The organism is Oerskovia sp. NPDC060287 (assembly GCF_042726775.1).
Lineage (GTDB): Bacteria > Actinomycetota > Actinomycetes > Actinomycetales > Cellulomonadaceae > Oerskovia > Oerskovia merdavium.
Genome location: NZ_JBHXBO010000327.1, coordinates 1 through 3,762, shown reverse-complemented (window position 1 = coordinate 3,762; position 3,762 = coordinate 1). Strand labels below are relative to the sequence as shown.

Annotated in this window: 5 protein-coding genes; 3 read left to right on the top strand and 2 right to left on the bottom strand. The window is 74.4% G+C overall.

Annotated elements, in window-relative coordinates:
* Nucleotides 1-23: 23 nt before the first annotated feature.
* Nucleotides 24-413, bottom strand: coding sequence for a TraR/DksA family transcriptional regulator (locus ACFWFR_RS18340; RefSeq protein WP_377624031.1), 390 nt, complete (start codon nucleotides 411-413; stop codon nucleotides 24-26).
* Nucleotides 410-1,288, bottom strand: a complete 879-nt coding sequence (locus ACFWFR_RS18335; protein ID WP_377624030.1) for a DUF3626 domain-containing protein — start codon at nucleotides 1,286-1,288, stop codon at nucleotides 410-412. Before ACFWFR_RS18335 ends, ACFWFR_RS18340 begins: the two co-directional genes overlap by 4 nt.
* A gap of 99 nt (nucleotides 1,289-1,387) precedes the next feature.
* Between ACFWFR_RS18335 and ACFWFR_RS18330 the strand changes: the two genes are divergently transcribed.
* The 3 genes from ACFWFR_RS18330 (at nucleotide 1,388) to ACFWFR_RS18320 (ending at nucleotide 3,522) form a co-directional block, all read left to right on the top strand.
* Nucleotides 1,388-1,936 carry an SRPBCC family protein gene (locus tag ACFWFR_RS18330; RefSeq protein ID WP_377624029.1) on the top strand — a complete coding sequence of 183 codons (549 nt, stop codon included), beginning with the start codon at nucleotides 1,388-1,390 and terminating at the stop codon, nucleotides 1,934-1,936.
* Between the two features lie 126 nt (nucleotides 1,937-2,062).
* Nucleotides 2,063-2,989: a zinc-binding alcohol dehydrogenase family protein gene (locus ACFWFR_RS18325; protein ID WP_377624027.1), complete on the top strand. Its 927-nt coding sequence runs from the start codon at nucleotides 2,063-2,065 to the stop codon at nucleotides 2,987-2,989.
* Between the two features lie 110 nt (nucleotides 2,990-3,099).
* On the top strand, nucleotides 3,100-3,522 hold the full coding sequence (locus ACFWFR_RS18320) for an MmcQ/YjbR family DNA-binding protein (protein WP_377624026.1): 423 nt from the start codon (nucleotides 3,100-3,102) through the stop codon (nucleotides 3,520-3,522).
* Nucleotides 3,523-3,762 lie beyond the last annotated feature (240 nt).

The window sequence follows — 3,762 nt, the reverse complement described above, 5'->3', positions numbered from 1 at the left end:
GCGGACACCTCGCCCGCCCGGGTCTACCTCGTGCCGCGCCCGGACCTGCCGTCCGCCGACGCGCACGCGATGCACAGCCGCGCGGTCGGTCGCGCCTCCAGTCGGGCCTCGCCGACGGGCCCGCCGCACGACTCGCACGTCCCGTAGGTGCCGGCGTCCAGCCGGGCCAGGGCCGCGTCGACCTCGGCGGTCTGCTGCTCGGCGAGCCGTTGCAACGCACCGACCTGGGCTCGTTCGAACGCGATGGTCGCGCCGTCCGGGTCGTGCTCGTCGTCGGCGTTGGAGTCCTTGGACGCCTCGACGATCCCGGCCACCTCCCCGCGCAGGGCCTCGGTGCGGGCCGCGGCCTCGTCGCGCAGAGCGAGCAGACGCTCCCGCACGACGGCGTCACGCGCCCCGGGTGCGCCCGTCACCGTGGCCCCGGGGTGTCCGTCGCGGCGGCACCCGAGGCGCCCCCGTCCCCGTCGGGAGCCGTGCGCCCGAACCGGGCCACGGAGTGCCAGACCTGTTTCAGGATCTGCGGGTCGACGTCCGGCCGCCCCCTCCAGCGCCCGAGCACCGCGGGCGTGATCACCCCGTCCTCCGCGACCCGGGCCGCGAGCCCGACGACGTCGCTCCCCCGGTAGTCGGCGTGGCGGGCGATCGTCCCGACGTCGACCACGTACCCCGGGTGCCACTCCACGGCCAGGTCGACGCCGTGCAGCACCCCGCCGAGCACGTCGCGGTGCGACGGGTCGAGCACGAGCGCCTCGACGTCCCCCGGGACGGCGACCCCTCCGTGCACGTGCGACTCGACGTACCGGTCCAGCGGGTCGCTCGGGGCGCTCGCTCGGAGCAGCTCGACGAGCCCCATCCGCCGCGCGACCCCGAAAGCCTCCGGCCCCTGGGCGCTGTCCGGGAAGGCGAACGTCGCACGGTCCACCGTCGCGCGGCGCAGACGGAACCACGCGGACCCGAACCGAGGCGACGGCCCGTAGGGGTCACGGTCGACGGCGAGCGCCCCGTAGACCGGTCGAGACCCTGCGGGGGCGTCGTCGTAGGCCCCGCCGAACATCCGCTGCTCCCAGCGCCACCGATCGCCCCGGCCCTCGGCCGTGAGTCCCCCGTTGCTCGTCCCCGTCACGAACTGCGACAGGTACGAGCCGTCGCGCAGGATGCGTTCGAGGGTCGGCTCGCCCCGCAGGTCGGTGTCGGGGTGGAAGTGCAGCGCGATGCGCGCGTCGTCACGGAGAGGAGGCCCGTCGAGCGCGCGTGCGAGCACGTGCTCGAGGGCGGCGCCGGGGTCCATGCCTCGATTGCACCACGGGGCGGCCGGGCTCGAGCCGGCTCCGCGGGCCCGGGCGATTCCCCCGGGCCCCGTGTGGGTTCCCCGTGCAAGGATCGGAGCGTGCCCGTCGTCGAGTCGTCCGTGATCGTCCCCGTGGACCCTGCCACCGCGTTCGCGGTCTCGCAGACCACGGGCGACCTCCGGCTGCGCTGGGACCCGTTCATCCACTCTCAGCGGTTCCTGGACGACGCGACGGCACCCGCCAAGGGCGTCCGCACCCTCACCCGGCACCGCGCAGGCCTGCGGATGGTCAGCGAGTACGTCTCCTACAACCCGCCGACGAACGTCGGGATGAAGATGGTCGAGGGCCCGTGGTTCTACGCGAGCATGGCGGGCGGCTGGCGTTTCTCGCCCGCTCCGGGCCGTGACGTAGGACACCCCGAGCCCGTCATGACCAGGGCCGTGTGGCGGTACAGCTTCACGTGCCGCCCTGCCTGGCTCGCTCCCCTGGCCGAGCGCATCGGCTCGTGGCTCCTGAGCCGCGACATCCAGCGGCGAATCAACGGTTTCGCGCGTGGCTGCGCAGATCCCGTGGTCCTCGCGGCGGTCCGCGAACAGACCGCACCACCGGCCCCGAGGCCCGGCCTCGCGACGCCGGACCGCACCTGACCAGCAGCGCGACCCACCGTCGTCGGGCATGACAGGACTCCGTCCGGGATGGAAGAGTGGCAAACCGGTTTCGCGCGAACCGCACATCTTCCTCCCAGCGCCCCCACATCTCGAAGAGGTAGACCCATGAGCACCGCGATCTTCTACGACCGCCACGGCGATGTCGACGCCCTGCGCGTCGGCGACGAGCCCGTGCCGGCACCCGGTGACGGGGAGCTCGTCGTCGCGAACCGCGTGATCGGGGTCAACCCGGCCGACGTGAAGAAGCTCGCCGGGAAGTTCGGGGGCGACGACGAGTTCCCGCAGGTGCTCGGCTTCGAGGCCGCGGGAGTGGTCGAGGCCGTGGGCGAGGGCGTCGAGGGCTTCGCGGTGGGCGACGAGGTCGTCTGGAGCGGCACGGGGGCCCAGCGCGAGAAGTCGGTGGTCCAGGCCGCCAAGACCCGGGTCAAGCCCGCCAACGTCTCGTTCGAGCAGGCTGCGGTCCTGCCCGTCGCTGCCGCTGCGGCGTTCTCCGCCCTGGCCCAGGCCGGGGTCGGCGACAAGGACGTGGTGCTGATCCACGGGGCGTCGGGCGGGGTCGGCTCGGCGGCCGTCCAGATCGCGAAGGCGCTCGGGGCGCGCGTCGTCGGCTCGGCCTCCGCGACGAACCACGACTACCTGCGCGGGCTCGGCGCGACGCCCGTGGCCTACGGCCCGGGGCTCGTCGACGCGGTCCGCGCCCTGCCGGACGGGCTCTCGGCGGTGACGGCCGTCGTCGACCTGGTCGGGTCACCCGAGACCGTCGCGCAGACCGTCCAGCTCCTCGGACCCGACGGCCTGACCCGTGACGGCGGACCGCGCGCCGTGACGCTCGTGGAGACCGAGGAGTCGCTCGCCGCGGGCATCGCGACCAAGACGTCCCGCAAGGGCGCGCTGCGCGAGGCGCTCGCGCTCGCCGAGGCCGGGCTGCTGACCCTGGAGATCTCGGCGCGCTTCCCGCTGGTCGAGGCCGCTCGGGCCGTCCAGCAGGTCGCGGACGGGCACGTGCGCGGCAAGGTCGTGCTCGAGGTCTGACGCGCGGCTCTCAGCTCGGGGTGCGGAGCTCTCGTGCGACACGCCTCGCGAGTCGCACGAGCGTTCCGCACCCACCAGCGCGCGTGGGTAGCGCATGGTTCGCTGGAACCATGCCTGCCGCCTCCACGCCCGACGACGCCGCTCACCTCGGCGACCTGCGTCGCCTGGCCCTGGCCTTCCCCGGTGCGGAGGAGCGGGTCTCGCACGGACGCGTGACGTTCCGGGCCCGCCTGCTGTTCGCGGTCCACGGCGGCATGACCAAGGCGACCCCCACGGTTCCCGCCCGGCAGTACCCGGACGCGCTGCTCGTCAAGGTGGACCCCGCCGAGGAGGCCGCGCTCGCGCAGGACCCGCGCTTCTTCGTGCCGGCCTACTACGGACCGGCCGGCTGGCTCGGGCTCGACCTCGAGGCCGCACCGGTCGACTGGCAGGAGGTCGCCGAGCTGCTCGACATGTCCTACCGCGAGGTCGCGGGCCCCCGGCTGGTGGCCCGGCTGGACGCGGAGGGGTCGCCCGCGGGGCGTCGGTCGTAGCGAGGTCGGTCGTAGCGGCCGCCGGTCGTAGCGGCCGCCGGTCGTAGCGGCCGCCGGTCGTAGCGGCCGCCGGTCGTCGGGGCGTCGATCGAAGCGGGGTCAGTCGTAGCCGGGTCGGTCTAGCCGGGTCGGTCTAGCCGGGACCGTCGGCGGTACGTCTTGCTCCGTCCGCTCCCTCCCACTCACTCTCCAGATCCCCCGCCCCCCGCGAGGTAGAACGTGCTGCGCGAGGTAGTACGC

Coding starts and splice junctions, on each gene's coding strand:
- ACFWFR_RS18335 (WP_377624030.1), bottom strand. CDS start 1,288: ATGGACCCCGGCGCCGCCCTCGAGCACGTGCTCGCACGCGCGCTCGAC.
- ACFWFR_RS18325 (WP_377624027.1), top strand. CDS start 2,063: ATGAGCACCGCGATCTTCTACGACCGCCACGGCGATGTCGACGCCCTG.
- ACFWFR_RS18320 (WP_377624026.1), top strand. CDS start 3,100: ATGCCTGCCGCCTCCACGCCCGACGACGCCGCTCACCTCGGCGACCTG.